Source organism: Pseudomonas sp. MS01C9 (assembly GCF_058202755.1).
Genome location: NZ_CM177073.1, coordinates 2,332,632 through 2,359,470, shown reverse-complemented (window position 1 = coordinate 2,359,470; position 26,839 = coordinate 2,332,632). Strand labels below are relative to the sequence as shown.

General features: G+C 61.1%; 17 protein-coding genes. 6 read left to right on the top strand and 11 right to left on the bottom strand.

Annotated elements, in window-relative coordinates:
* Positions 1-162 precede the first annotated feature (162 nt).
* Positions 163-372 (top strand): PA3496 family putative envelope integrity protein, encoded by a 210-nt coding sequence (locus AC1M7R_RS10865; protein ID WP_072397311.1) that lies wholly within the window; start codon positions 163-165, stop codon positions 370-372.
* Here the strand turns inward: AC1M7R_RS10865 and AC1M7R_RS10860 are convergent.
* Positions 314-1,276 carry a LysR family transcriptional regulator gene (locus tag AC1M7R_RS10860; protein ID WP_072431353.1) on the bottom strand — a complete coding sequence of 321 codons (963 nt, stop codon included), beginning with the start codon at positions 1,274-1,276 and terminating at the stop codon, positions 314-316. The two genes, AC1M7R_RS10865 and AC1M7R_RS10860, sit on opposite strands and share 59 nt — an antisense overlap.
* 188 nt (positions 1,277-1,464) lie before the next feature.
* Here AC1M7R_RS10860 and AC1M7R_RS10855 point away from each other — a divergent pair, with 188 nt between their 5' ends.
* Together AC1M7R_RS10855 and oadA are read left to right on the top strand one after the other, a co-directional pair.
* Positions 1,465-2,880 carry an acetyl-CoA carboxylase biotin carboxylase subunit gene (locus AC1M7R_RS10855; protein ID WP_053149054.1) on the top strand — a complete coding sequence of 472 codons (1,416 nt, stop codon included), beginning with the start codon at positions 1,465-1,467 and terminating at the stop codon, positions 2,878-2,880.
* A 12-nt stretch (positions 2,881-2,892) separates the two neighbouring features.
* A complete protein-coding gene (oadA, locus tag AC1M7R_RS10850; protein WP_072431354.1) occupies positions 2,893-4,701 on the top strand; it encodes a sodium-extruding oxaloacetate decarboxylase subunit alpha in 1,809 nt (602 codons plus the stop codon).
* A 180-nt stretch (positions 4,702-4,881) separates the two neighbouring features.
* On the opposite strand, the gene AC1M7R_RS10845 is transcribed toward oadA, so the two are convergent.
* The 3 genes from AC1M7R_RS10845 to AC1M7R_RS10835 all read right to left on the bottom strand — a co-directional run bounded on the left by AC1M7R_RS10845 (position 4,882) and on the right by AC1M7R_RS10835 (position 8,871).
* A complete protein-coding gene (locus AC1M7R_RS10845) occupies positions 4,882-7,005 on the bottom strand; it encodes an autotransporter outer membrane beta-barrel domain-containing protein (RefSeq protein WP_490610396.1) in 2,124 nt (707 codons plus the stop codon).
* Between the two features lie 211 nt (positions 7,006-7,216).
* A complete protein-coding gene (locus AC1M7R_RS10840; RefSeq protein ID WP_072397296.1) occupies positions 7,217-8,053 on the bottom strand; it encodes an amino acid ABC transporter permease in 837 nt (278 codons plus the stop codon).
* A complete protein-coding gene (locus tag AC1M7R_RS10835; RefSeq protein WP_072397295.1) occupies positions 8,050-8,871 on the bottom strand; it encodes an ABC transporter substrate-binding protein in 822 nt (273 codons plus the stop codon). Before AC1M7R_RS10835 ends, AC1M7R_RS10840 begins: the two co-directional genes overlap by 4 nt.
* A 111-nt stretch (positions 8,872-8,982) precedes the next feature.
* Between AC1M7R_RS10835 and AC1M7R_RS10830 the strand changes: the two genes are divergently transcribed.
* On the top strand, positions 8,983-9,882 hold the full coding sequence (locus AC1M7R_RS10830) for a homocysteine S-methyltransferase family protein (RefSeq protein ID WP_103894719.1): 900 nt from the start codon (positions 8,983-8,985) through the stop codon (positions 9,880-9,882).
* A 528-nt stretch (positions 9,883-10,410) separates the two neighbouring features.
* Positions 10,411-15,558 (top strand): OTU domain-containing protein, encoded by a 5,148-nt coding sequence (locus AC1M7R_RS10825; RefSeq protein WP_490610482.1) that lies wholly within the window; start codon positions 10,411-10,413, stop codon positions 15,556-15,558.
* A 127-nt stretch (positions 15,559-15,685) separates the two neighbouring features.
* Here the strand turns inward: AC1M7R_RS10825 and AC1M7R_RS10820 are convergent, their stop codons facing one another.
* The 3 genes from AC1M7R_RS10820 to AC1M7R_RS10810 are packed head-to-tail and all read right to left on the bottom strand — an operon-like array spanning position 15,686 to position 17,467.
* On the bottom strand, positions 15,686-16,366 hold the full coding sequence (locus tag AC1M7R_RS10820; protein ID WP_072397292.1) for a GNAT family N-acetyltransferase: 681 nt from the start codon (positions 16,364-16,366) through the stop codon (positions 15,686-15,688).
* A gap of 10 nt (positions 16,367-16,376) precedes the next feature.
* Positions 16,377-16,823 (bottom strand): GNAT family N-acetyltransferase, encoded by a 447-nt coding sequence (locus AC1M7R_RS10815; protein WP_072397290.1) that lies wholly within the window; start codon positions 16,821-16,823, stop codon positions 16,377-16,379.
* Positions 16,824-16,825: 2 nt separating this feature from the next.
* Positions 16,826-17,467, bottom strand: a complete 642-nt coding sequence (locus tag AC1M7R_RS10810) for an FMN-binding negative transcriptional regulator (protein ID WP_072459035.1) — start codon at positions 17,465-17,467, stop codon at positions 16,826-16,828.
* A 99-nt stretch (positions 17,468-17,566) separates the two neighbouring features.
* Between AC1M7R_RS10810 and pdxR the strand changes: the two genes are divergently transcribed.
* The gene (pdxR, locus tag AC1M7R_RS10805) at positions 17,567-19,132 is read left to right on the top strand and encodes a MocR-like pyridoxine biosynthesis transcription factor PdxR (protein WP_490610395.1); all 1,566 of its coding nucleotides are present in this window, start codon (positions 17,567-17,569) and stop codon (positions 19,130-19,132) included.
* A gap of 35 nt (positions 19,133-19,167) precedes the next feature.
* On the opposite strand, the gene AC1M7R_RS10800 is transcribed toward pdxR, so the two are convergent.
* The 4 genes from AC1M7R_RS10800 to AC1M7R_RS10785 form a co-directional block, all read right to left on the bottom strand.
* Positions 19,168-23,781, bottom strand: coding sequence for a dermonecrotic toxin domain-containing protein (locus tag AC1M7R_RS10800; RefSeq protein ID WP_076405907.1), 4,614 nt, complete (start codon positions 23,779-23,781; stop codon positions 19,168-19,170).
* 123 nt (positions 23,782-23,904) lie between these two features.
* On the bottom strand, positions 23,905-25,005 hold the full coding sequence (locus AC1M7R_RS10795; RefSeq protein WP_076405909.1) for a polyamine ABC transporter substrate-binding protein: 1,101 nt from the start codon (positions 25,003-25,005) through the stop codon (positions 23,905-23,907).
* 11 nt (positions 25,006-25,016) lie between these two features.
* Positions 25,017-26,048: a histone deacetylase family protein gene (locus AC1M7R_RS10790; protein WP_072431363.1), complete on the bottom strand. Its 1,032-nt coding sequence runs from the start codon at positions 26,046-26,048 to the stop codon at positions 25,017-25,019.
* A 347-nt stretch (positions 26,049-26,395) separates the two neighbouring features.
* Positions 26,396-26,755, bottom strand: coding sequence for a DUF6124 family protein (locus AC1M7R_RS10785; protein ID WP_072397282.1), 360 nt, complete (start codon positions 26,753-26,755; stop codon positions 26,396-26,398).
* Between the last annotated feature and the right edge of the window lie 84 nt (positions 26,756-26,839).

Here is a 26,839-nt window from a genome sequence, read left to right as displayed (position 1 = left end):
AGGCAAGCGCCGTTGTGGCGAGGGGACAAGTCTCCTCGCCACAGGCTCAACCCTCCCCAAGATCCCATCGCTCGAATTCATCGTTCTGTAACCCGCGCGCCGCCAAAACGTCATCCCAAGCCTTCATCTTGAAACTCCCGTATACGTCTTGGGAGTCTCGACATGACCCAGTCCTACGAAGAACGCAGCGCCGTCAAAACCCGTCGCCAGCAGGAAGACCAACGCCGCATGGCGTTCCGTCGTGCGATCGAAGACCGCTTCGAACAGCGCCAGCTCCTGGCCGAAATCAGCGAATTTCCTGACGCGACAGAATTCAATTACTGGCAGGCAACGCCGGTGGCTTCCCGTCGAAACGCTCAACCAGGCCAATGATCTGGGCGCGCTCACCGCGAACGAACGCCAGGAAGGCGTGGGCCACCGGTGACAAACGCTTCGCCCTGGCCTGCACCAGGCACCAGCTTCGGTAGAGCGGCAACTCTTCCACCGGCAGCTCGATGAGTGCGCCGGACGACAATTCCCGGCTCACGGCGTGGCGCGTCAACAACGCCACGCCCAGCCCCGCCACTACGCATTCGCGTTGGGCTTCGGCCGAGGCCACTTCCAGCGTCTGGGTGAAATGCACCCGCTTTTCCTTGAAATATTCCTCGCAGGCCAGCCGCGTTCCCGACCCGGGCTCGCGCAGCAACAGTGTGTAGGGCTCCAGGTCCTGCAGGCGCAATGCCCCCATGTGACACAGTGGGTGATCCGGCGGCGCCACGGCCACGATCGGATTATTGAGAAACGGCAGGAACTCAAGCCCCATGTCCTGGGGCACCATGGACATGATCACCAGGTCATCGCGGTTGTCCGAAAGCCGCCGGATCACTTGTCCGCGATTGACCACAGTAAGGTTCAGGTTGACCTCCGGATGCTGGCGCTTGAACGCGGCGAACAGGTGCGGCACGAAATATTTCGCGCTGGATTCCACCGCCAGTTTCAATTGCCCCTGCAGCGAGCCCTGCATGTCCGAAAGCTGCATATCGAGGTTCTCCAGGCGCCCGAAGATATCCCGGCTGGCGCGTTGGAGGGCTTCGGCGGCTTCGGTCATGTAGAGTTTTTTCCCGACATACTCGAACAACGGCTGGCCAATCAGCTCTTCAAGGGATCGAATCTGTAGGCTAACGGCTGGTTGCGTGAGAGACATTTCCTCGGCAGCACGGCTGTAGGACCTCAGGTCGCACACTTCATTGAAAATTTGCAGTTGACGCAAAGTCATACGCATCAATGACTTACGCATTTTTCACTCACCTTGGTCCGATCCCGATAACGCAACTATAAGTCTTGGCTTATGCGTGACCCAATAAATATTCATTTTTGTTAATCCCCGCCCAGTACTAGTGTGGAGCTGCGACCAATTGTTACATCTGGTCACGCGTCGGCCTGAACGTCCAGGCCGTGGTATCACCGGCTCAAGGGAACCTCCAATTGATAACAAAGATCCTGATCGCCAACCGCGGTGAGATTGCCGTCCGAATCGTGCGCGCCTGCGCCGAGATGGGCATTCGCTCGGTCGCGGTCTACTCCGACGCGGACCGCCATGCCTTGCATGTCAAGCGCGCGGACGAGGCCCACAGCATCGGCGCCGATCCGCTGGCCGGTTATCTCAACCCGCGCAAGCTGGTGAACCTCGCCGTGGAGACCGGCTGCGATGCCTTGCATCCCGGTTATGGCTTCCTTTCGGAAAACGCCGAACTGGCGGATATCTGCGCCGAACGCGGTATCAAGTTCATTGGTCCGGCAGCTGAAGTCATTCGACGCATGGGCGACAAGACCGAAGCGCGTCGCAGCATGATCAAGGCAGGCGTGCCGGTTACCCCAGGCACCGAGGGCAACGTTTCGGGTATCGAGGAGGCGTTGGCCGAGGGCGACCGGATCGGATACCCGGTGATGCTCAAGGCAACGTCCGGCGGCGGTGGCCGCGGTATTCGTCGTTGCAACAGCCGCGAAGAACTCGAACAGGCCTTCCCTCGCGTTATCTCCGAAGCCACCAAGGCGTTCGGTTCGGCGGAAGTGTTCCTGGAAAAATGCATCGTCAACCCCAAGCACATCGAAGCGCAGATCCTGGGGGACAGTTTCGGCAACGTGGTGCATCTGTTCGAGCGGGACTGCTCGATCCAGCGTCGCAACCAGAAGCTGATCGAAATCGCTCCCAGCCCACAGCTGACGCCCGAGCAGCGTGCCTACATCGGCGATCTGTCGGTGCGTGCCGCCAAGGCCGTGGGCTATGAAAACGCTGGCACCGTGGAGTTCCTGCTCGCCGAGGGCGAGGTGTACTTCATGGAAATGAACACCCGGGTTCAGGTGGAGCACACCATCACCGAAGAAATCACCGGGATCGATATTGTCCGCGAGCAGATTCGCATCGCCTCCGGCCTGCCGCTGTCGGTCAAGCAGGAAGACATCCAGCACCGTGGATTCGCCCTGCAGTTCCGGATCAACGCCGAGGACCCGAAGAACAATTTCCTGCCCAGCTTCGGCAAGATCACTCGTTATTACGCGCCTGGCGGTCCCGGCGTGCGTACCGACACGGCGATCTACACCGGCTACACCATTCCGCCGTTCTACGATTCGATGTGCCTGAAACTGGTGGTCTGGGCGTTGACCTGGGAAGAAGCCATGGACCGTGGCCTGCGGGCCCTGGACGACATGCGCCTGCAAGGGGTCAAGACCACCGCGGCGTATTACCAGGAAATCCTGCGCAACCCCGAATTCCGTAGCGGTCAGTTCAATACCAGCTTCGTCGAAAGCCATCCTGAATTGACCAACTACTCGATCAAGCGCAAACCCGAAGAGCTGGCCCTGGCCATCGCTGCCGCCATTGCCGCCCACGCAGGCCTGTAAGGAATCATGACAATGTCCAAGAAGATCCACGTAACCGACACTATCCTGCGCGACGCTCACCAATCGCTGCTTGCCACCCGCATGCGCACCGAAGACATGCTGCCTATCTGCGACAAGCTCGACAAAGTCGGCTATTGGTCGCTGGAAGTCTGGGGCGGCGCGACCTTCGATGCCTGCGTGCGTTTCCTGAAGGAAGATCCGTGGGAGCGCCTGCGCCAACTGCGTGCCGCACTGCCCAACACTCGCCTGCAAATGCTGCTGCGCGGCCAGAACCTGCTGGGTTATCGCCATTACAGCGACGACGTGGTCAAGGCGTTCGTGGCCAAGGCCGCCGTCAACGGCATCGACGTATTCCGGATTTTCGACGCGATGAACGACGTGCGTAACCTGCGCGTCGCCATCGAGGCCGTGAAGGCCGCCGGCAAGCATGCCCAGGGCACCATCGCCTACACCACCAGCCCGGTGCATACCATCGAGGCGTTCGTGGCCCAGGCCAAGCAGATGGAAGCCATGGGTTGCGATTCGGTGGCGATCAAGGACATGGCCGGTTTGCTGACCCCGTATGCCACAGGCGAGTTGGTCAAGGCGTTGAAGGCCGAGCAATCGCTGCCGGTATTCATCCACTCCCACGACACCGCCGGCCTGGCCGCGATGTGCCAGCTCAAGGCCGTCGAGAACGGCGCCGATCACATCGACACCGCCATTTCCAGCTTCGCCTGGGGCACCAGCCATCCAGGTACGGAATCGATGGTCGCGGCTCTCAAGGGCAGCGAGTTCGACACCGGCCTGGACCTGGAACTGCTGCAGGAAATCGGTCTGTATTTCTATGCCGTGCGCAAGAAATACCATCAGTTCGAAAGTGAATTCACGGCGGTGGACACCCGTGTCCAGGTCAACCAGGTGCCCGGCGGGATGATTTCCAACCTGGCCAACCAGTTGAAAGAGCAGGGCGCGCTGAACCGCATGAACGAAGTGCTGGCGGAAATCCCGCGAGTACGCGAAGACCTCGGCTTCCCGCCGCTGGTGACTCCGACCTCGCAGATCGTCGGCACCCAGGCGTTCTTCAACGTACTGGCCGGTGAGCGCTACAAGACCATCACCAACGAAGTGAAGCTCTACCTGCAAGGCGGTTACGGCAAGGCGCCGGGCCAGGTGAACGAAAAACTGCGTCGCCAGGCCATTGGCAGCGAAGAGGTGATCGACGTGCGTCCGGCCGATCTGCTCAAGCCGGAAATGACCAAGCTGCGTGGCGAGATCGGCGCGTTGGCCAAGTCCGAAGAGGACGTGCTGACCTACGCCATGTTCCCGGACATCGGTCGCAAGTTCCTCGAAGAGCGCGAAGCCGGCACCCTGACGCCAGAGGTGTTGCTGCCGATCCCTGAGGCGGGCGGCGTGAGCGCGGCGGCGGGTGAGGGTGTGCCAACGGAATTCGTCATTGACGTCCACGGCGAAACCTACCGCGTCGACATCACCGGCGTGGGCGTCAAGGCCGAAGGCAAGCGTCACTTCTACCTGTCCATCGACGGTATGCCGGAAGAGGTCGTGTTCGAGCCCCTCAATGAATTCGTCGGAGGTGGCAGCAGCAAGCGCAAGCAAGCCACTGCGCCGGGCCACGTCAGCACCACCATGCCGGGCAACATCGTCGACGTGCTGGTCAAGGAAGGCGACGTAGTGAAGGCCGGTCAGGCCGTGCTGATCACCGAAGCCATGAAGATGGAGACCGAAGTGCAGGCCGCCATCGCCGGCAAGGTCACGGCCATTCATGTGGCCAAGGGCGACCGGGTCAATCCGGGCGAGATCCTGATCGAGATCGAAGGCTGAGCGAACAGCCTCGATACAACCGTTTAACCTCGGGGGGGCATGTGCTCCCCTTTTTTTTCGAAAGCCAGGTCACCGGGAGGGTGAAGCCAATTCGCCAAGGCGATGGTGCGACCGACATGCGTGCAGGCGGCTCCACCGCTGTTGCGAGCAGGCCTTTCTCACAGGAAGGCACCGAGGCGATCAGAACATCATTCGCCACTGCCCCATCAAGGCGTGACTGCGGTTGTCGTTGCCCGTTTCACCGCTGTAACCCAATCCCAACGTGTGGCGTGGCGAAACAGCCAGGTCCAGCCCGGCTTCCACCAACAGGCTGTCCCGGTCCAGGTCGGATCCTTGCACCGTATAGGTTCTGCCTCCCTTCACCAGGCTCTGGCGGGCGCTGCCTCTGACATCGCCGTAGAGGTGTCTCCAGCCGACATTCAAGCGAGGGGTCAATTGCGTGCCCTGGTCAAAAGCCAAGGCCGTGGCGAGGCGCAGGCCCAGGGTACTGCTGTAATGGTCCTCGGTCTGGCGATCGACCCTCAGCGCCGAGTCGCCGCCCTTTTCCGTGTAGCGGTCGCGTTGATAGCGCTGATAATCCAGCTGGGCATAGGGTTCAAGATCGTAACGGCCGAGGTCGAAGCGATAGCCGAGTTGCCCGAAGACCTGTTGCGTGCTGGCATCGTAGCGGCCCTTGAGATGATCGTTGAAACCATTGAACACCACATGGCGCTTGGTGCTGCCGTCATGATCGCCATGAACGGCGCCCAGGCGCAGTGCCATCGGTCCGTCCTGGCGCCAGGCGTAAGCGCCCAGGTACCAACTGTCGAGGCCTGCGTCGAGTCGGTGACCGTCCAGCTGTGTCCGGGTCTCGCTGCCCATCATGCCCAGGCGCCATTCAGGGCTGATCGCCCAATCGGTCCCCAGCATCAGGCCCTTTGTGGAATGCTTCAGCGCATCGCTCCCCAATTGCCTGCCGATCGTGCCGCCATGGCCGATGGCCTGGATCCAGACCTGACCGTCGACAGGCCGCTGGCCCATGGCGGACAGCATCCCGGCGCTGATTGGCGCGATGCTGTTCAACGTGGCATTGGCCAGGTTAGCGGTAGTCTGGCCGGCCAGTTGCTCGATGGCATCGGCCGCCACGATTCTGTTGCTTCCCAGCAGCGCGTTGACCGCGGCGTTGGGTGTTCTGGCCGGTGGGGTGACTCGTAGCGCAGCGGCGGGTTTGGAAGGCATGGTGGGCGCATTCGGCTTGGTGGCAACCGCTTTGGCGAGGGCGGGTGTCTCCACGGGCTTGGGCTCTGGTGGCTCGACCGGTTGTGGTTCTTCGATGCTGGCCGCCAATTGCTTCCCGTTGTCGGAAGTTGCGGCGGTCTCGAGGAGGGTGTCGTTGCGGACGTAGGTCAGGCCAACCTGAGTGTCGGTGTAATGCGCAGTGGCCGTCATGAATGGGAGGTTGTCGATGACCGTACCAAACTCACCCACGACGTTGCCCGCACGAATGACGGTATGTTCACTGGAGGAAAGGCTGTCGGCCGGTACGGCGACGATTGTCAGGGTCGAATCATTCAGCGTCGCGGTGCCTTCGACCTGGATCGAGGCACTGCCTCCATTGGCGTCGATGCCATAGACCAGCTCGGCGCTTCTCGACAGTTCGAGATTGCCCGTAATCGAGGGGGCGCCGACATCTGGGCCTACCTCCCACCGTCCCGCCATCGTCAGGAAATCCACGGTTCCGTTGCCGCTGAAACTGGCCGCTTCATGTACATGTACTCCGCCATGCGCGGTGCCTGAATGGGTCATGCGACCCCCTGGCTCGACCATCACGCCATTGGCCACGGCGCCCTTGTTATCGAATGCACCGAGCACCCCGATCCGTCCGTCGATATGTCCGGTATTGACCAGCGTGGCTTGAGGCTCCACCACACCCCAGCCGGCGAAACGAGCGGTGTGTTCCCATTCGCCCTGGGAGACCTGCAAGGCCTCGAAATTACGGGTCTCCCCCAGGACGGGATGCTTGGCCAGGTCCAGTCGCAGCATGTTGGTTCCGCCGCCGCCATCCATGGAACCGGGGAACTTCGCGTTTGCGCTGACAATCACCAGGTCGTTCTTGCCTGTCCATTTCGCGTTGCCTTTGCGGGGGACGTTGGCGTTTTGTTTCCTGGTGTCGGCCGCTTCGGCGAAGGCCTCCAGGCGTTGCTGTTGCTCGGCGGTCGTGGGGATATGAGCCGGTTGCTGAGCCATCGAAACATTGGCGCAACCCAGGGCCAGGGCAATTGCCAGGGCCAGGCGTCGGGGAAGATATGAGTGTTGGATAGGCATCGAGTACGGCCTCTCAAGGGTGGAGGCCGCACTTTAAAAATTCCAACCTGGCCGCGATGCCGGGCGGATTCCCCGACATTGGCGGGAGAGAGCAGATCGAACATGTAGGCTGGTCGGGTCGTGCTCAGGTTATCCGCCGCGTTGCCTTCCACGGCTTGTGGCGTTGCCCTACAGTTTCCTCGGACCTGTGCGTTAGACCGTCCAAGAGCCTTTAGCTGCGTTTGAGATAAGCCTTCCCGTAATGCCGTTCCATCCGCGCCTGGATCAGCTCCAGCGCGATGGACATCAGCCAGTAGATGATCGCCGCCGTGGTGAGCATCTCGATGTAGCGGTAGCTGGAACGTCCGTAGGACTGTGCCAGGAACATGACTTCCCAGACCCCCATCACCGAGATCAGGGATGAATCCTTGAGCATGGAGATGAACTGGTTGGTGGTGGGCGGGATGATGGTGCGCATGGCCTGGGGCAGGGTGACCCGCCAGAAGATCACGGTTTCGCCCATGCCCAGGGCCAGCGAGGCTTCGCGCTGACCATGAGGAACGCCGAGGATGCCGGCGCGGAAGATTTCGCTCAGGTAGGCGCCGTAGTTCAGCGACAGGGCGATCACCCCGGCGGCGATGGCACCCGGCACCACGCCCAATTGGGGCAGGCCGAGGTAGATCAACAGGATCTGGATCAGCAGGGGGGTGCCGCGGAAGAACGATGCGTAGAAGCTGGCGATGCCGAACGCCACGGCGCTGCTGGACAACCTTGCCAGGGCCGCGGCGAAGCCCAGCAAGGACGAAGCGACGATCGAACACAGGCACAGGAACAGGGTCAGCGCCGCGCCTTGCAGGAAGCCGTTGGGCGCCAGATGCAGGCCGATCAGGTTCGGCAGCTTGTCCAGGATGATGGAGAACTTCAGGTCGAAGGTCAGGAAAAAGCTCGCGAACAGCACCAGCATGGCTGCCCAGGTCAGGTACAGCCGTGTGCGGAAACCGAAGATTTTCTTCAGGCGCGACTCAGCCACCGGTTGCGGTGGCTGAGAAGAGGGCGGGAAAGAGGTCATTGGGTGATGTCGGCGCCAATCCATTTCTGCGAGAGTCTGCTCAAGGTGCCGTCCTGTTTCAACTGCGCGAAAACCTCACGCACCTTGCTGTTCCACTGGGCATCGCCCTTTTCGATGGCCACCGAATTCGGCTCGGAATACAGCGGTGCGCCCGCCAGCTTGAAACGTTTGTCTTCGGTCAGGCGCGGCTGGGCGGTCACCAGGTTGGTCAGCACGGCATCCAGCCGTACCCCGGCGCCCAGGCCCAGGTCTTGGAACGCCACGTTGTCGGTGTCGTACGGGGCGATCTGCACGTCGTCGAAGGGATAGCTCAATTGGGTGTCTTCGGCGCCTTCGATCACCAGGTTCTTGTTCAGGTAACTTTCATAGCTGGAGGCGCTGGTCAGACCGACTTTCTTGCCGCTCAGGTCCTTGGCGCCCTGGATGCTGTCGTCCTTGGCATTGACCACGATAACCGCGGGCGAGGCGTAATACTGCACCGGGAAATCGAACACCTCGGCGCGGGCCTTGCTCGGGGTCATGGAGCAGATGCAGATGTCGTAGCGTCCGCTCCAGTGGCCGGCGGCGATCACGTCCCAGGAAGGCGTTTCCAGGCGCAGCTTCACGCCCAGTTTCTGCGCCACGGCCTTGGCCACGTCCACGTCGAAGCCGTCGAGCTGGTTCTGGTCGTTCAGAAACGAGAAGGGCGGGTAGCTTTCCATCAGGACGCCGACCAGTTCTTTCTTCTGTTCGATGCGATCGAGCGTGGCTCCGGCGAGCGCTTGCGACGAAGCGGCCAGCAGAATAAGGCCCAGGGCCAGCAATGGTTGTCGTTTCATGTGGAGTCCCTGGTAGAAAAAAGTTGTGACAAATCGAAGAGTGCGTATTAAATAGTTATAAGAACGACTCCGGTAGTGAGTTATTTTCATAAGCTTATGAGTGAATCGAATATGGGCGCAGCAACCACAGTCATTCTCGACGGCGGCATGGGCCGCGAATTGCAACGTCGTGGCGCACCGTTCCGTCAGCCCGAATGGTCGGCGCTGGCCCTGAGCGAAGCGCCCGAGGCGGTGGAAGCGGTGCACGCGGCCTATATCGCCAGCGGCGCGGACGTCATCACCAGCAACAGCTACGCGGTGGTGCCGTTTCATATTGGCGAGGCGCGTTTCGCCGCCGAGGGCCAGGCACTGGCGGCGCTGGCCGGGGAACTGGCGCGGCGGGCGGTGCAGGCTTCCGGCAAAGCGGTACGGGTGGCCGGTTCATTGCCGCCGCTGTTCGGTTCCTACCGCCCCGACCTGTTCGACGCCTCGCGCGCCACTGAACTGCTCGCGCCTCTGGTGGCCGGCCTGGCCCCGCATGTCGATCTATGGCTGGCTGAAACCCAGAGCTCGACGGTCGAAGCCAAGGCGATCCATGCCGGCCTGCCCCAGGACGGCAAGCCGTTCTGGCTGTCGTTTACCTTGAAGGATGAGGACACCGACGAAGTGCCGCGCCTGCGCTCCGGCGAACCGGTGGCGGACGCGGCGGCGGTCGCGGCCGAGCTGGGCGTCGAGACACTGCTGTTCAACTGCAGCCAGCCGGAAGTGATCGGCGCGGCCATTGATGCGGCGCGAGACACCTTCGAGCGTCTGGGGGTGAAGATCCACATCGGTGCCTACGCCAACGCCTTCCCGCCGCAACCGAAGGAAGCGACGGCCAACGACGGGCTGGATCCGCTGCGTGAAGACCTCGATCCACCGGGGTACCTGCAGTGGGCGGCTGACTGGCAGAAGCGCGGGGCCAGCCATTTGGGCGGCTGCTGCGGGATCGGGCCGGAGCATATTGCGGTGTTGGCGCAACAGCTAGGTTAAAACGCATGACGGTTTTATCGTTCCCACGCTCTGCGTGGGAATGCATCCCATGACGCTCTGCGTCACCTTCCAGAAGCGGAACGCGGAGCGTCCCTAGCGCCATTCCCACGCGGGAGCGTGGGAACGATCAATCCGCGCTAGCCGGTCCACGACTTTGTTCCATGAGCCCTTGCTCCCGCGCCACAGTTCGGAGGACATCCCGGCTTACGCTTTTCTCCGAGCCCGCCAGCCATCCCTATACATATGTATGTCATTTCCGGTCGAACGGCGCGATAGGGTCCCAGCCCTCATCACAACCGGGACACCTCAATGTCTGTCTTTTCTGAACATGAACCTGGCGCGTCGGCGTCTCTTCCTGCCGCGCGCCTGAAGCCCATCAGCCTGCTAGCCAACGGTGCTCGCTTTCAACCGCATGTATTCGCCGATCAATGGCTAGGTCAATGGGGCCTCACCGGCGATGCGCAGGTCAACGTCACGTATCAAGAAGTCGAGACCATCGACTCGGCCGCCGCCACCCAGAGCACCTCGGTGCCTTTGCGTGACGCCGTGACCCAAGGCTTTCTGATCGCCCATCAAAGCCGCGGATCTTCCTCTGGCCATTCGCCGCGTGAAGGTTGGATTTACCCCCACATCAGTCACATGTCCCTGGACTTCTCGGCACTGCGGGTCAACGGCAAGACCCTTGCGCCAGACGTTTTGCAACAATTGCGCGCCGGCATTGCGCCCGGCTATCAGGGCATCGGTCAGCCCGTCATTACTGAGGTGGATGCCCAGGGCAATGTGCTCGGTGCCCGTGAAAAAGAACAGGTCAGGCAATTGGCGTTGCTGGACACCAATCAGGTGAAACTGGCGCGCTTGTTTGCCGCTCTTCCAACGTTCGACTCGGTGCTCAAGAATCTGCTGGCCAGCCGGATCAAGGCGAAGATCCCGGAGAAAAAATTCCGTGGATCGCTGCTTCAAGACATCGATCCGGATCACTGGTATGTGAATCACTTTACCGTGGACGCGGCGGGCGGCCGTTCATTGACCTCGTCGCAGCGTTTTTCCGACGTGATGTTGGACTGCCTGATGACGGATACACCGCCCACTTACTCGGTCGGTAGCGTGGGGTTTTTCAGTCGCCCAGACTCGGTGGAGGAGGTCGACAGCATTTTTGCCGGCCCGCTGGATGCGAAAACGGCAGCGACCCTGGAGGCCGTGTTCTATATCGCCCAGCCCACCGGGAATGAAGAATTGAAACAGCAGTGGCGCGACGATCTCATCCGCTTTCGTAACAGCAGCGGCGCAGACGTTCTCGATACGCCAACCCCGGCGTCCACCACGCACGCGGCACTTGCTCATCTGCTGTCCCGACGTTTTTTGCACTTGTTCGACCTGTACAGGATCGATCGCGATCCAGGCACCCAATCAAGCCCGGACGCCCGAACCCGGCAGGCTGAGGAAGATCGCCTGTTGGATCTCATCACCACCCACCCTTCCATGGCCGATAGAAACCGCTTGCTGCGGGCCCCCATTCCCCATGTCTACGCCGTCATGCTCGATATGGGCAGCGCCGCGCCCCGGAAATGGTCGGCGGCGATGGTGATCAAACGGACCGATAAACCCTATCTGTTCCTTTACTCCCTGGAAGGCGGAATACAGCGATTCGGTTCTGTCCAAGACCTGATCAATAAAGTGAGTCCGATCTACGAAGGGCAGAAGCGTGCGATCCGGGATATCTCCTCTGAATTGTCCGGGCCTGTGTTTGAAGTGGCGGCAGACGACTTGCTGCAGGTTCAAAGCGCTGCCCTGGAAAGGTATTTGAAGACTGCGCAAAACGAGACGGTCGCTTTGACGGCGTTTGCCCTGAGCGCTGAAGATGCGCTGGACTTGCCCATGTTGTCGCTGGCCGGGCCGCTGGCGGTCCGTCAGGAAATCCTGGTTGAAAACAGTCGCGGTGATTTCTATAAAACCGCCACGCGTTTGGAGAAGTCGACCTATCGCAGCCTGGAAACGCAGGTCTTGGAGGCGGCCTATCAATTAGGCCGTAGCGATATCCAGACCTTGTTGCAGTTCACCCGCCAGAAGGTCAAAGAGTACCTGCAAAAAACCGTGCACCCCGGCATCGATGCCGATCCGGACCAGAGCCTGGTCACGTTCTTCTATGGCAAACGCGCCAACCCAAGGCAGTCGCGCAGCGCCAGTCTGACCCAACTGTTGCTCGACAACCTGCGCCCGGCTCAATACCCGAACGGCATGCGCGAAGTGTTGAGCGCTTACCTGGTCGATGAGGACGGCCAACGCATCCGGAATCCGGCCAACGGTTATTTCGTCACGTTGACGGGGCGCGAACTGGCGCGGATGGTGACGAGCATCGATGCCGGTGGCAGCTATCAAGCCATGCTCAAGGAGGCGATGCACAAACCGGAATACAAAAAGGCCTGGCAAAGCGCGTACCTCGCCAATCTGAAATTCAAAGCCTTCGAGGCCTCGCTCAAGGGCGACGACGTATTCAAGGCCGTCCTGATCGATAAGGCTTTCAATCCTCCAAAACTGGCAAAGAAGCTCGCCCTATGGCTCGACGCCGTCCTGCGCTCGCCATCAGCCGAACGTCGCGCACCGGTCATGGGGCGCACGGTTCACGTCTACGGTCTTTTGCTGGGTGGCAGCATGGCGGCGGGCGGGCAGCAGGCCAGGCAGAGCAATGCGACCAGCATCGATGGCGCGCTGATCTTTTCCGATCAGGCGGGGCCGGATATCAAGGGCACCGTCGGCGTTTATTTCCCGGATGCGCCCAAGGGGGAGGACTTTCATGAGTTTGCCGATCTCAGCGATGGCATTGCGCAGCTGTTGCCCCGTGAGGATTGGCAAGAATATTTCCGGGCGCGCATTTCCACCAGCAACCCGGTTGAGATCAAGCGGACATTGGGGCAGCAGGGTGGTCGTCCGTTGATTCGCGGCGCGTTGATCACCGGCGACCTGTTTGAGGCGCTGCATCGGGCGCACGTGCACTTTCACAGCGCCCATGCCGATCACCGTTCCAACAGCAACCGGGATGTTCGCCATCAAACCTATGGCCGGTTCGGGCAGATGGTGATCGAGATTGTCCTGGAACTGGCCGGCCTGTTCCTGGCGCCCGGTATCCAGATGCTCAAGAGCGCCATCAAGACCGGTTTGCTGATATTCAGAACCGGGGCCATTCCTCTGAACCTCAAGACCTTGGCGCTGGTGCACGCCGTAGCGAACCACGGTGGATGGCGCTTGTCCGCAGGCGTGGCGGTGCCCACGCGAAGCCAGTCGTTTTTCCGCGCGGTGACGGCGCGCCAGAGTCCGGAGGAGGCGCAGACCGGACTGCGGTTGGACAGCGCGATCTACGGCCGTTACGCCGTGGCGGATACCTCGGTTATACGGGGCCTGGCAGCCGACACCCGGGGCTTCTATCGTGGGACGGTCAGCGACGTGGCGACAGGTCGCGTGATAGCCCGCCCCGTGTACGTACGCCAACCCGATGGCACGGTGTTCCGCGTGCACGACGCGACGAAACTGAACGCGACCGATGCCATTCTGGTCGACCCGATAACGGGATTGAGCCTGCGCTCCAGTGGGGTGATGAGAAGTACCGTGGCGCGGACGTCCGATGGCGAATGGCGTGCCGTAGGATTTGGCCGGGGCGGTGGAAAACGGCCGGGGGATTTGAACCCCCAGCCAGGCCCTTCGAAACCCAAGAAAGCGGCCATCTCGTCTACCGCGCTTTCCTCGTTGGTGCGAACGCCAGGCCGTTGGAACAACCAGCTCATGGACTTGGTTCCGTCAATCATGACGCGTCTGCGAAGTTGGCCACAAAACCGCAGCTTGCTGATTCTCAACGAACAGACACCTGAGCATGTCTGGTCGGTGCGCTTTACCCCCGGCCAAGACGAAACCATCTATCCGGCAAGCAACCATCCGGACAGGACCGACACCGATGTGGTCCTGAGCCGACCGACCCAGACCCATTACAGCCTGGTGTTGGGGGAGGAGGTCGTGGAGATCCCTGCCGACGGCGATTGTTTCTTCAATGCCGTCACCCGTGGGCTGAATGAAGGACAGGCCCAGGAAACGTTCTCCATGCAAGGCTTGCGAAATGAAGTGGCCGACTATATCGATCAGCATCCACAGATCGAACAATACGTGGCACCGCCGCCCACTGGGACACAAGAGGCGCTCTTCGAGAATGCGTCTTCGCTGGACAACCTGTTGGGTTCGGCGGCGGTGCTCGATCTCACCCGGATCGTCTATGGCGCGCCCAACCCGCATCGCCTGTTCCAACCCACCTTGCGCTACCTGGAGTTGCATGCGAACAGTGCGGTGGGTATGGCACTCACGGCCAATCCAGCCTCCAGATTGCCAACCGAAATCCTCCAACAAGTCGGACGCCTATTGTCGCAGCGGCCGCCGGCGAAATTGGCAGCCAGCGTTTATGCGCCATATTCCGGGGAAGAGCGACAAACCATGCAGCAACTGTTCGAGGACCTCTTGGTGGGGCCCGTTGAGCCTGCACTGATCCAGAAACTGCTTGATGACAAGTACCTGCTGATGACCCCTGACGTGGCCCATATCCTGCTGGAGTACGGCGTGACCGCAAGGCAACTGGTCAATTACCATCCCAATAACAGTTCGGCTTATGTCCTGTATGACGAAGCGCTGCACGGGCATCTGGACGAAGACCAGCTTGAAGCTCTGCTCGATGGGGCCTACTTGGTCAATAGCGATGATCTGGATGATGCCAAGAGTCTGTTGAATGCCGATTCTGGCAAGTACATCAGTGATACTTCGGAGCTGTTCGATCATTTCATTTACACGGACAGGGCCGATAGGACTGTCAACTTGTTCAAGACCGCTCTCGGGCGTTTTCCCGTCTTGCTGAGGCGGGCGAATTTTCTGTTCAGGTCGCCGATCATCGCGCATAACCTGGGCGGTTTGTTGCGGGTCGGCGAAGTGGCCCGGTGGCTACGTAACCCGGCCTTGTCCGATAGGCGTTTCCAGCTTCTTGCGGAGTATGCGAGCACCCGCTACAGCGAATTGCAGCGCACCGAAAGCATTGATGTCGACTGGATGCAGTTGTTTGACGACCGGAACCTGGAGAATATCGTCGTGCATCAAGAAGAGCTGGCGGATTTCCTGGTGTTCCTGGGGGGCGCGTGGGGCAACATCATGGACAACGACATTCCTGCGGTCGCAAAACTGTTCAGCTTTGCGGGGCAGCCGCCGTCCAACGCCAGGGTTGCCCTGTTGTTCGAGACCCCGAATCTGTGGAGCTCTCTGCAGAAACTCCGAAAGGATTACGCCAGCCAGATCTGGGCCGACCTGATCGGGCCGCACTTCAGCGACGCCACCATCCGAAAGACACTGGCCGAACCCCGGGCACTGAATTCCGAGCTGCATCTTGCCCTTGCCTTGAGAAGCAGCCTTGCCCCGGACGAATTCCGCGCCAACCAGATCATGCAGCGCCTGCTCTCCATCGGCCAGCGTCGGGCCCAGCAGTACCTCTACAACTTTGATTTCCCGACCGATCGCCTGGGCCATAGTCGCCTGGATTTTGCCGTGTATGTGGAAAGCCACCTGACCATCCCGGACTGGGCCTGGCAGTACGCAAGACGCGGGGTTACCGCCGATTCGCTCAAGCAGATCGGCGAGGTGAAGCCCAAGCCTGAGTGAATCATGTATTCACCGCCAATCCCTGTGGGAGCGGGCTTGCCCGCGAAAGTGTCGGATCAGCCTGCATCGGTGCTGAATGGATCGACGTCTCGCGGGCAAGCCCGCTCCCACGTTGGGTCCTTGGCGTTCACAAATGCTGCGCCCGGCACTGCGCCAAGCTGCGCACCTGCCCACCCTCGTGCAGGTTCTCCTCGCTCAACCAACGCTCGAACCCCGCGCCAATTGCGGGCCATTCCGAGTCGAGCATCGAGTACCAGGCCGTATCGCGGTTCTGTCCCTTGACCACCATGTGCTGGCGGAACACCCCTTCGAAGGTGAAGCCCAGCCGTTCGGCGGCGTACCTGGAGCGGGCGTTGGCGTTGTTGCATTTCCATTCCAGCCGACGATAACCCAGGGCAAATGCCTCCTTCGCCAGCAGGTAGACCGCCTCGGTACTCTTCGGCGAGCGTTGCATCGACGCGCCGAAGGTCACGTGGCCGATCTCGATGCGGCCCTGGGCCGGAACGATGGACATCAGGCTGAGAATGCCTTGCACGTCGCCACTGGCACGGTCGATCACGGTGAAGAAGTACGGATCGATGTTGCTGGCATGATTCTCTAGCCAGGCATCGAAAGCCTTGCGCTCCGTGAAAGGGCCGTAAGGCAGGTAGTCCCAGAGTTTCGGGTCGGCCCCGGGGCCTTCCAGGGCTTGCCACAGGCCATCGGCATGACGCGCCGGGTCAAGTTTTTCCAGGCGGATGAAACGTCCTTCGATCAACTGGGTGAACGGTGCCGGGACACCTTTCCAGTCGGCGAGTGAAATCGGCATGCGGTGCTCCTCAAAGGGCTTTGCGAAATTGGATGAAGCCTGGGCGTTCGGCGACGCGCTCATACAGCCGGATCGCTGTCGCGTTGGTTTCGTGGGTCAGCCAATGCACCTTGCAGCAACCGTCGGCCTTCGCCGTGGCGTAGACGAACTCGATGAGTTGCCGACCGACCCCGGTGCCCCGGCACTGCTGCGTGACGAGCAGGTCTTGCAGGTAGCAGGAGTTTTCGATGCTCCAGTTCGAACGATGGTAGATGAAGTGCACCAGGCCCACCGCCGTGTCGCCGTCCCAGGCGAGCGCGCCATGGGTCGGCTCGCGGTTGTCGAGCAGCCGCTGCCAGGTACTTTCGCTTACCGCCTCCGGCAGTTTGGTGTCGTAGAACCGCAGGTAGGCCTGCCACAACGGCAGCCACGCGGCATGATCGTCAGCGGTGACGAGGCGGATCCTGGTTTGGCTCATGTTCACTCCTCGGTTGTTGGAGCAGGCATCAGGCGCGAGAGCGCCTGGTCCTGAGGATCTGGGCTGGCGGCGAGCCCGTTGCGTACCCCGGCGACATCGGCGAGGCCGCGGTTCTGGCTGAGCTTGCGTTTACCTTCCAGGCGCTGGATCGGCAGGGCGAAGCCGACGATTGCCTTGAGCATGCCGTCGATATACTCAGGCGGTGCGTCATCGACTGTCCATGGCTGGGCGCGACCGCTTTCGTGGCGGTCGGTGAGGGCGCTCACCAGGTTGCGCAGGCGATGGGCGTCGGTGAAGACTTCGGCGCTGCCGTAGGCATGTACGGCCAGGTAGTTCCAGGTCGGCACGACTTTGCCGTGCTCGGCTTTGCCGGGGTAGAAAGCGGGGCTGACGTAGGCATCGCCACCGGCGAAAACCACCAGCGCCTCGGCACCGGCCTGCAGATCGCGCCACTGTGGGTTGGCCCGGGCCAGGTGCCCGTACAGGGTGCCATGGGGGCCTTGTCGTGGCTCCAGCAACAGGGGCAGGTGACTGGCCTGCAGGCCGTGCTCCCCCTGGGTGATCAAGACGGCCAGGCGGCAGTCGTCGATCATCTGCTGGAGCTGGGGCAGGTCTTGCACGGCAAAGGCTTTAGGGTTGTACATGACATTTTCCTTGGCGAATGCCCACATCCTAGGCAGGCTATTGGTCTGTTGTAAGAGCCACTTTCAACCAATTCAGTAGGACCATTTTCGGGTGCTGTCATGACCAATGCCGTGCCACCGCTGTCCTTCAATCCCGCTGGAATCGAGCTGGATCGCCGCCAGGGACTCAGCCGCCAGCTCTATCAGGCTTTGCGCTCGCGGGTACTGGACGGGCGCCTGGCCGGTGGCACCCGCCTGCCCGCCAGCCGTGACCTGGCGACGGCACTGTCTATTTCCCGCAACAGTGTGGTGCGGGCCTACGATCAGCTCTATGCGGAGGGTTTCATAGAAGGGCGGGTCGGTGATGGCACTTACGTAGCGACTCTGTCATCCGCGACGCTGCCCATCAAAAACATATCCACAAAAGTGTCCACAGGCATATCAACAGGCTTACCCACAGGTTTATCCACAAAAGTCGCTCCGGACTGGTTGGATTTACCGGTGGCCCCCGCCAGTAAAGTTATCCACAGCGACGCCTTGGCGCGTGTCGAAAAACATCACCTGAACCCGCCTCCCAGCGGTCCGCCCCGAGCGTTCAGGGTCGGCGTACCGGCCTTCGATCTGTTCCCATTCGACATCTGGGCCAAGCTGAACGCCGCTTTCTGGCGCAAGCCGGATCTGCAGCAGTTGTGTTATGGCGACTCACAAGGCGATGCACGCCTGCGGGCCCTTATCGCCGCTTACCTGCGTAGTTCTCGTGGTTTGCACTGCACGGCTGAGCAAATGGTAATCACCAGCGGCGCCCAGCAGGGCATCAGTCTTTGTGCACAGCTGCTGGTGGATCCTGGGGACATAGTGGCAGTGGAAAATCCGGGCTATCGCGCCGCCGGGCATGCGTTTTCCGTGGCGGGCGCCGATGTGCGAGGGGTGTCCGTGGACAACGACGGGCTCGATTGCGCGGCGCTGGAGGGGTTGAGCCATTGTCGGTTGGCCTATGTCACACCGTCCCATCAGTATCCGCTTGGTGTGGTCATGAGCCTTGCTCGACGGCTGGAACTGCTGGCCTGGGCCGAACGCAACGATAGCTGGATCGTCGAAGACGACTATGACGGCGAATACCGCTACAGCGGTGCGCCGCTGGCGCCCTTGGCTGCGCTGGATCGCCAGGGCCGGGTGCTTTATGTCGGGACGTTCGGCAAAGTCGCGTTCCCGGCCTTGCGCCTGGGCTACCTGGTATTGCCTCCGGGCCTGGTGGATGCGTTTGCCCGTCGTCGCGCCGTGGATGTGCGCCACTCGGAAGTCAGCACCCAGGCGGTGATGGCCGAGTTCATGGCCGCCGGGCATTTCCAGCGGCACATCCGGCGCATGCGCCGGGCCGCACTGGCACGACGCGATGCGATGCTGGCCGGTTGGCCGAAAGCTGTCGCCGGCGTGGGGCCGCTGCCGACAGTGGTGGCGGGGTTGCATGTCACGGTGCCGGTGGACAGCGTCGAGCGTGAGCGGGAGCTGATCGTCCAGGCGACCCGGATTGGCGTCGAGATCAATGGCTTGAGCAGCTATTGGCTGCCCGCCACGCAGCCTCCCCTGGTGCGCGCCGGGCTGGTGCTGGGGTTCGCGGCCGTCCCGCCAGCGGCCATCGGTGCCGCGCTGACGAGCCTGGCAAAGGCATGGGGCGCCGGGGAATGAACACCGGGCATCGACGGATGCCCGGTGGGCCAGGGCTATGAGGGCCGTTTCGGAAAGAAGACCGCAATGGCTTGATCCACGGCGATCTCGCTGCGGTAATGGTCGATCAGTTGCCGCTGGTTGAGTTCGTTGGTCGAGTCAGCGGCTTTCCCGAGGTTGACCTGTTCCGGTGTCTTCAAGCGTGCGGACAGGAAAGCGTGAGCCGGTACCCAGTCGGTCGAATAGTGGAAATCGGCGAACCAGAGGGTTTTGTTTTCCTTGAGGTCCTTGATCTCATACCGGTCCAGGTAGCCATAGAACGGTCCCTTGATCCGTTGTCGGCTTTTCTGCTTGCTGATGGAAATCTGATTCCGACTCTTGAGCCATGTGACGCTGCTCATGGTGGGCGGACGTTGCTTGATGACCTTGAGCACGGCTTCGAATCCATCGTCGTAAAGGGCCTTCGCGGCTTTCTTGAGTTCCGCGCGCGTGGATTCGGCAATACGTCGCTCGTCTGCGGGAATATCCACCGTTTCGTTCGAAGTGCTGTCCAGCGCTTTCGTGATCGCGGCGCCGACTTTCTCCATCCGGCTGGCATGGGCGTTCAGGATCACGGCGAGCCCTGCAGGAGAGCGCTCAGGCTCCTGGAGGTTTTCCGCGACCTCGGTCTTGAACGCCGTCAAGCCATTGATCAGGGCCTTGCCCTTGGTCACGCTGGTCTTGAGCGGTGGAACCACCGACGGCATGGCGGCCGGCGGGGAGTCGGCATTGATATGGGGCACCCACTCGCCGTTGTCCTTGCGATGGAACGTGGCGATGATCTTGTCCGAGAACGGGTGCTTGACGTCGACCCAGTCGGTTTCCTCCTTCAGCTTCGTCAAACGCGGCTCACCACTGACCAGGCCCCAGAACCGCGCCCTGATGAATCTTTTTCTCGGCCTCGGACGTGCCTCATACGGTGCCCCCGTGGTCCGTTGGTTGCTGCGTTCGTCGAGGGCCTGGGCCAGGTGACGCAGGGTTCGTTTCTTGAGCAGGCCGACCTGCTTGACCAGTCGACTGAGCTCCACCAGGCGAACGCTGTCCTTGTATTCACTGGCGATGTATTCAAGGTGTTCCTCGATGGCGGAGAACTGTTCCGTCAGGCTGCCGAAGGCGTCGATCTGCTCGTCGAGGCGAATCACGCTGCGTTCCTCGATGGCGTCATGCAGGCTCTGGAAAGCGACCGTGACGTTATCCACGACCTGATTGAGGTCCGCCCAGCCTTCGGGCATGGTGCCGACGCTTTCGAGCGACAGGCAAAGATGCCGGTACATGTCCAACTGGATCAGCCGGATGGCGTCACTCCTGTAGGCCGGCATCTTTGCACGGTGCTGGCGCAGGAATTCGAAGCCTTCGCGTCCCAGCTTCTTGAGCCTGGCGAAGCGGGTCTCCATGTAGTCCAGGCGTTCGATCATGTCGTCGCCGACCCTGATCATGGTGTCGGCGGCATCGATATGCTCCTGCTCCAGGATTTCCACACCGGAGGTGGTCATGTCCATGGCCTTCCTCAGGGCCGGGGTGAATCGCTCGTTCAATGCGTCTATCTCCTCGAACGTGAAATTGATCTGCGCATTGAGGTAACCCAGCCTGGCCTGGGGGGCGTCGGGCCTTGATTGGAACACCGGCCATTCGGTCAATATTCGCAAGGCTTCGTCGTAGCTCTCACGTTGTGTCTTCAAGGTGCTGAGGTACACGTCGCGCTTGGTTTCCTTGGCGGCGCCCGATGCCTTGTTCATTTCTTCGGCATTCATGGTCAGCAGCTTCTGGTTCTGCGGTTTGCTGTTTTCGATCCGGTTCAGCTCTGCAAGCAGTTGCGTGCTGAGGCGCTTTGCCTCGGCGACGACCGCCTGCCTGGCGTCTTTCGAACCGATGCCACGCAAACGCAGACGGGTATCGACATGCCATCTTCCATGGGCGTCGCCCATCAAGGCAGGACCGATGCGTGCGGGATTGGCCTCATCGACGATGAAGGCCTGTTCCCCCTCCACCGCCACCTTGAACCAGGTATGCGCCACCTGTGCGTACCAGTCATCGCCCTTTGGGTAGAGCCCTTTGAATGCGCCCTGGGTTTCGGGTTGCTCCAGCCTGTCGGGTTTGTCGATACGGAAGGTTTCCAGGAGCTTCACACCTTGCCCCGACTTGCTGATCAAGGCACCGCTGGAATGAATGACGGCGTAGTGTTCGGGCAACAGCTCGGTACCCTTGAGCGGTGGGCGCTTTTCGATGACCAGCTCGGTTTTTTTCAGGTCTTCCAGCTCGACCACCACCTCCGGCGCCGTCGATCGGCGGCTGCGTTTGCCTTCCCTGGCGCGGGCGATGGCGAACGCGGTGATGGCCATTGCCATGTTCAGCAGCAGGTCGACGAAGGCTTCCCATGTGGCCTGGCTGTTGAACGTTTCGTCGTTCTGCGTCAGCGACTCCACGTCGTCCAGGATCTGCCAGAACCAGGCCGCGGTGCCTACGGCTGAGCCCAGGTAGGGCAGCGCCAGGTTGAAGATCAACCAGCCGGCCTGCTTGAAGGTCTGCCAGCGATGCTCACTGTTGGAAATCGATTGGCGATCGGCCAGTTCCACCAGGGCGTCGGCATTGGCCTTGAACAACTGCGGCAGGAAGTCGGCTCCGAGCGTCTCTTCACTCAAGCTGATGGGGGCGCTGTTGGCCCAGGCCGAAAAAGGATCGGTCACGAAATCGATAATGGTCCAGGGGGAGGGCAGAGGGCCTGAAAACACGTATCGGCTGTAGTTTTCACGCACGCCGTCGGGTAGCCAGGCCAGTACCGACTGGCGCAAGGAAGGGGTTTGCTTGATGGCATAGATCAGGTTGCTGAACGATGGATACTGGCACAGCTGCGGTTCGAGCAGCGGCCGGTACAGCAGGCAGGGGCCGGCATCCGGGTTCTGGGGGCCGATCACGAACATGTTGGTCACGACGTCCTTCGAGTGCCTCTGTTCGGACACGAACGCCAGTTTGCGGATCACGATGGCCTGCCCGTCGATCTTGCGATCGGCCGGCTCGGGCTCCATCAGGGCGCATACATAGCGATAGCCCCGTTCATCGATGTAGCAGGCTCCGCGAATCTTGCTTTCGAGCGCCAGCATGGGTAGCTGGACGCGCAGCTGGGAGGTATACAGATTCTGGCGACGGCTTGACTCCTGCGGGTCGTCCAGCAGCTTGCGCTTGACCAATTCGGGGTAGACACGACCGATATCGATCTTGCCGATGACCTTTTCCAGGTAGTCGATCGTCATCCAGCCAGGCAGGGCGGTACCGTCGATCGATCGAACCGTTCTATCCCCCGGAGGCAGCGCGATGAGGTTTTGCAAGGCCAGTTCAACCAGGCTGAACCGAGCGGTTTCGAATTTCCCCGGCACGATGAAGGTACCCCAGGCAACCAGGCTGCGGATCTGGACCTGGATTTTCTCCAGGTCGAGGCTCTCGGCATCGGCGTGTTCCGATTGCATCTGTTGCTTCAGGGCCGCCAACGTGTAGCGCTTGATAGATGGGATCTCGTCCAGGTAAGTCTTGCCGGCATGAGAACTGCTCAGCGCCGAGAGGCTTTTCATGTGTTGGGCAAACAGCATCTGGTCCGATACCGATGCTGTCTTCAACCAGTCAGGTATCTGCTTCTGGAACCAGTCTTCGGTCGGGTCGTTATCCGTGTCCAGCTCATCGGAAGCGTTCTGCTCGTTCTCGCTGGGTATGAACCTCTGCATGAAGCCCGGGGAGCCGATGATCTCCACTTGCATGGCAATCAACCCGCAAGCCTTGTGATCGAAGATATTGCCGCTGGGTTCGTAGAGCCGCCACTGGATCTTCTTGCGTACCCCGGTCCCCAGGTGAGTGGGCAGGGATTGGCCGAGGGCGTGTTGGGAGTCGAACTTCTCATAGCCGTTGCGCAGCGAGTAGGTGAGGATGACTTCCTGGCCGTCGATTTTGCCGATCAGCACCACGACCGAGTTCTCGTTGACGCGGGACACCTTGTCGCCGTTGACTTCATCGATATCGATCAGATACGCATGGGTGTCGAAGCGGTCATGCTCCTTGCGATCCTGTAGATCGGGATAAAGGTACAGCAGCCTGGCCATGGTGCATTCGGTCGCGGTCCAGCCCTTGACCTGCCTGACGTCCCAGAGCTTGCGCAGCGTGCGGGACAGCTCATGCCAGCGCGGACCGGAGGCGCCGAGGGAGGCGTTCCAGTACAGCAGTTGCTGCTCCTGGCTGGCGGACAACATGGTCGGCACCAGCTCGTTGATCATGTTGCCGATCTGCCCGATGCGCACCGGAAGATGCACCTCGGGCGTGGTCAGCGGCAGTTGGGTCAGATAGTGCAGGCCGTCCACCAGCAAGGTGGAATCGCTCTCGCCCACCCGCTCGGCCACCATGCTGCTCAAGGTTTCGTAGCGTGTGGGGCGCTCGACGATTTCGCCATCGACAATGTCCCAGTCCGGCTCCCCGACGACGGTGTTGTGCGGGTCGAGGTCCAGCGCCGGATAGAGTCGCTTGAGGGCTGTGCGCAAGAGTACGGCGGCCACTTCCGGTGAGGTCGGACCGGCCAGCAATTGATTGAGTACGGCATCCCTGAGGCTGGCTTCGGGCGTGGATTGCCCGGTGGTTCTTAAGGTTCTTGCCATTTGAGTCTCCCTGTCTCGCGGTACATGCAATCCTCGAAGCCAGATGCTTCGGGGATTGCATGCTAGGAGCGGGCAGGACAGGGAGGGTGGTAACTATGTATATGCCGGGTACAAGGTGCCGGGCTATTGGCCGGACTTGATCCGTGTCCAGGTTCGCGTCCGTGCTCGCTCGGCATCCCTGGGCAAGGGTTGCAGGGTGTAGAGCGTAGCCATCGCCGTCTCGGTCGGGTACAGGTTGGGGTTGCTGCGGATCGCGGGATCGACCTTGTCCGTGGCGTCCTTGTTCGGGTTCGGATACCCGACGAAATCGCTGATCGGGGCGATCACCTGGGGTTGCAGCAAGTAGTTGATGAAGGTGTAGGCGTCGCCCGGGTTCTTGGCGTCCTTGGGAATGGCGAGCATGTCGAACCAGATCGGCGCGCCTTCCTTGGGCAGGCGCATGTCCACCGTCACACCATTCTTGGCTTCCTTGGCCCGGTTGGCCGCCTGGGAGAAGCTGCCGGAATAGCCCACCGCCACGCAGATATCGCCGTTGGCGATGTCTGCCATGTACTTGGACGAGTGGAAATAGGTGATGTAGGGGCGGATCTTCAGCATCAGCGATTCGGCCTTGGCATAGTCCGCCGGCTTCTTGCTGTTGGGGTCCAGGCCCAGGTGCTGCAGGGCCAGGGGCAGGATCTCCGACGGCGAATCCAGCAGCGCCACGCCGCACTGCTTGAGCTTGCTGATGTTCTCTTCCTTGAAGATCAGGTCCCAGCTGTCCACCGGCGCATTGTCGCCCAGGGCGGCCTTGACCTTGTCCGGGTTGAAGCCGATCAGGATGGTGCCGTACATGTAGGGCACGGCGAATTTGTTGCCCGGGTCGTTGGCTTCGATCAACTTCATCAGCTTGGGATCGAGGTGGTTCCAGTTGGGCAGTTTGCTGCGGTCCAGGGGTTGGAAGACGCCGGCTTCGATCTGCTTGGCCAGGAACACATTGGACGGCACCACCACGTCGTAGCCGGAATTGCCGGTGAGCAACTTGGCTTCCAGGGCTTCGTTGGTATCGAAGATGTCGTAGACCAGCTTGATCTGGCTGTTCTGCGCCTTGAAGTCGTCCAGGGCCTTGGGCGTGATGTAATCGAACCAGTTATAGACCCGCAGGGTTCGTTCCTCGGCCTGGGCCGTTGTGCAAAGCAGCGCGGCGCACAGGGCCGGGGCCATTAGACGCTTGAGTCTTTTCATGCTTGTGTTCCTCATTGGGCGCTTTGGAAACCTTCGAGTACGTTCACGGCATTGATGCCGATCTCAGCCACCGCATAGCCGCCTTCCATCACGAACAGGGTCGGCTTGCCGAGCGCGGCGATACGTTTGCCCATCGCCAGGTAATCCGGGCTGTCGAGCTTGAACTGGGAAATCGGGTCGTCCTTGAAAGTGTCCACGCCCAGGGACACGACGATGACATCCGCGTCGTAGCGCCGGGTTTCGTCGCACGCCTGCTCCAGGGCCGCGCTCCAGGTGTCCCAGCCCGAACCGGCTGGTAGAGGGTAGTTGAAATTGAAACCTTTCCCGGCGCCTTCGCCGCGTTCATCCGCGTACCCCAGGAAGAACGGAAACTCGGCCTCCGGGTGGCCGTGGATCGAGGCGAACAACACGTCGCTGCGCTCATAGAAAATCGACTGGGTGCCATTACCGTGGTGGTAATCCACATCGAGGATCGCAACCTTCTCGTGACCTTGGTCGAGGAACGCCTGGGCGGCGATGGCGGCGTTGTTGAGGTAGCAATAGCCGCCCATCAAATCGCTGGCGGCGTGGTGCCCCGGCGGGCGGCACAGAGCAAAGGCACTGCGGGCGCCGCGCTGGATTTCAGCCTGGGCGGTGAGGGCCACCTGGGCGGCGCTGTAGGCCGCTTGCCAGGTGCCGGCGGTGATCGGCGCACCGCCGTCGAAGCTGTAATAGCCCAGCTGGCCATGCAGGCTGCGGGGGATGACAGTGCGCAGGGTCCGGGCCGGCCAGGTGTAGGGCAGCAAATCGCCTTCGCGGTTGTACTCGACCCAGCGATCCCAGGCCCCGCGGAAAAACTCCAGGTAGGCCGCGGTGTGGATGCGCTGGATCGGTGCGAGGCCAAAATCCGTTGGCGCCTCCACCGGGCCCAATGCCCGGGCCTTGACCCGTTCCAGCACATGATCGGCCCGGGAGGGCATTTCGAAGCAAGGCATCAGTTGCCCGTCCATCAACTCGCAACGGCCATGGTGTAAGTGGTGATCATCCGAGTAGATCGTCAGCATTTGTTGTTCTCCGCAAAGGGCTGATCGGTTGACCACAGTCTTGCGGCGGGCGGCGTTTCAGAGAACGGCAGGAGAGGCCAAAAGGGGATCGAAATGGCCAAAAGGTTTGACCGTAAATCGCCCCTTGATGGCGCAGTTGTGCGCGGGGTTGGGGCATGAGTGATGCTCCGATGGTTGTCCGCAACGTGGCGAGGGAGCTTGCTCCCGTTGGACGCTCCAAATGCCTTGAGCGAAACCGCCTCAAAAAGTCTGGCGCATGCTTTCAGCCCCGCCGCATCGACCGGTTTGAGACGCTAGCGCCGTCGAGCGGGAGCAAGCTCCCTCGCCACAGGTGGATGGTGTCGCGGTTAGCGTGGGTCGACGTTATCCAGCGCTCGGTTTGCCAGCAATGAACTCAGTTCGATCAATTGCTGAATACCAAGAACGAAGTGGCGTTTTGAGCCTTCCAGTTCGAAAGCCAGGTCGCTGATCATCGCATCAGCCGAAGCCAGGGTCTCGCTGAGGTTGACAAGCAGGCATTCGCTGTCGATGTCCTGTATGACGGTGAAGAGCTGGCCCGGCTGGGAGCTGGCCTCGCGATTCTCCGGCTTTGGCAGCAGGTAGAAATCCAAGGCGCGCTTGGCGGCTTCGTCCTGCTTCTTGTTTTTCGGTTTACTGGAAGGCGAGGGGCGGGCTGTTTCAGGAGGATTGGGGGTGACCTTGAACATGTGGTGCTCCTTTCGTCTGAGGAACCATCACCGTCTGCCGCCAAGCAGATTGAGGTGACGGATTACACAAGGTTGGCGGACCGG

Excerpts from the sequence above, each read along its gene's own strand:
- AC1M7R_RS10810 (WP_072459035.1), bottom strand. The coding sequence starts at position 17,467 with ATGTACAACCCTAAAGCCTTTGCCGTGCAAGACCTGCCCCAGCTCCAG.
- AC1M7R_RS10840 (WP_072397296.1), bottom strand. The coding sequence starts at position 8,053 with ATGACCTCTTTCCCGCCCTCTTCTCAGCCACCGCAACCGGTGGCTGAG.
- AC1M7R_RS10790 (WP_072431363.1), bottom strand. The coding sequence starts at position 26,048 with ATGCTGACGATCTACTCGGATGATCACCACTTACACCATGGCCGTTGC.
- AC1M7R_RS10785 (WP_072397282.1), bottom strand. The coding sequence starts at position 26,755 with ATGTTCAAGGTCACCCCCAATCCTCCTGAAACAGCCCGCCCCTCGCCT.
- AC1M7R_RS10860 (WP_072431353.1), bottom strand. The coding sequence starts at position 1,276 with ATGCGTAAGTCATTGATGCGTATGACTTTGCGTCAACTGCAAATTTTC.
- oadA (WP_072431354.1), top strand. The coding sequence starts at position 2,893 with ATGTCCAAGAAGATCCACGTAACCGACACTATCCTGCGCGACGCTCAC.
- AC1M7R_RS10845 (WP_490610396.1), bottom strand. The coding sequence starts at position 7,005 with ATGCCTATCCAACACTCATATCTTCCCCGACGCCTGGCCCTGGCAATT.
- AC1M7R_RS10795 (WP_076405909.1), bottom strand. The coding sequence starts at position 25,005 with ATGAAAAGACTCAAGCGTCTAATGGCCCCGGCCCTGTGCGCCGCGCTG.
- pdxR (WP_490610395.1), top strand. The coding sequence starts at position 17,567 with ATGACCAATGCCGTGCCACCGCTGTCCTTCAATCCCGCTGGAATCGAG.
- AC1M7R_RS10800 (WP_076405907.1), bottom strand. The coding sequence starts at position 23,781 with ATGGCAAGAACCTTAAGAACCACCGGGCAATCCACGCCCGAAGCCAGC.
- AC1M7R_RS10835 (WP_072397295.1), bottom strand. The coding sequence starts at position 8,871 with ATGAAACGACAACCATTGCTGGCCCTGGGCCTTATTCTGCTGGCCGCT.
- AC1M7R_RS10830 (WP_103894719.1), top strand. The coding sequence starts at position 8,983 with ATGGGCGCAGCAACCACAGTCATTCTCGACGGCGGCATGGGCCGCGAA.
- AC1M7R_RS10815 (WP_072397290.1), bottom strand. The coding sequence starts at position 16,823 with ATGAGCCAAACCAGGATCCGCCTCGTCACCGCTGACGATCATGCCGCG.
- AC1M7R_RS10820 (WP_072397292.1), bottom strand. The coding sequence starts at position 16,366 with ATGCCGATTTCACTCGCCGACTGGAAAGGTGTCCCGGCACCGTTCACC.
- AC1M7R_RS10865 (WP_072397311.1), top strand. The coding sequence starts at position 163 with ATGACCCAGTCCTACGAAGAACGCAGCGCCGTCAAAACCCGTCGCCAG.